Below are 759 nucleotides of genomic sequence, written 5' to 3'. Positions count from 1 at the left end.
GTTAATCCTGTCAGTGACCAATCACCATTGGCATCAGTGGTTGCCGTATATGTCACACTGCCACCGCCTAATAAGGTTTGGGTGATGGTCACTGTGCTACCGGCGGGTAAATCTGATGTACCACTTAAGGTCACCAATTGACCCAGTAAGAAGGTCGGCACAAAAGCAAGCTCCGGTGGAATGGTGTCGACTTCACCACTGTCACTGGCACTGCTGTTATTACCTGCTGCATCACTGATACTAGCACTGACTGTGTAGTTGCCATCAGCTAAGGCTTGCCCTGCTTCGGCGCTCCAATTACCTGAAGCATCTGTGGTGACTGTCACGGTATGGCTGATACCATCAGCATCGGTAAAGGTCACGGCGAGTGAGGTATTGGCTAAGTCTGAGGTGCCAGTGACCGTCGGCGTATTGTCGTTGGTCAGTGCTGGCGCATCAATGCTAATCGTTGGTGCCGTCACATCGATGGTGCCTGTTTCAGTATCGCTGCCTTCGTTACCCGCCGCGTCACTCACGGTGGCCACCACGGTATAATCCCCTTCGGCTAATGCCGAACTTGGCTCAACAGACCAACTGCCATCCGCTTGCACCGTCGCTGTCGCACTTTGTACATTACCGGCACTGTCAGTGATAGTAAGCAGCACTAAGCTGCCCACTGCCGCTCCGGTGGTTTGCCCACTAATGAGCGGTGTCACATCATTACTATCGGCCAAGGTATCAAGGCTAATCGTCGGTGCGGTAATGTCGATTTCACCAGTG

1 protein-coding gene is annotated in these 759 nt (G+C 53.0%); it reads right to left on the bottom strand.

All coding sequences use genetic code 11. The annotated features are described in order from the left end of the window. Positions 1-759, bottom strand: a 759-nt coding sequence (locus JIG37_RS11505) for an Ig-like domain-containing protein (RefSeq protein WP_199529400.1), incomplete at both ends; no start/stop codon positions are given.

Source organism: Pseudoalteromonas sp. bablab_jr010 (assembly GCF_016464105.1).
GTDB classification, from domain to species: domain Bacteria; phylum Pseudomonadota; class Gammaproteobacteria; order Enterobacterales; family Alteromonadaceae; genus Pseudoalteromonas; species Pseudoalteromonas simplex.
Note: the sequence above shows the minus strand (reverse complement) of the source record. Positions and strands in the feature narration are given on the sequence as shown.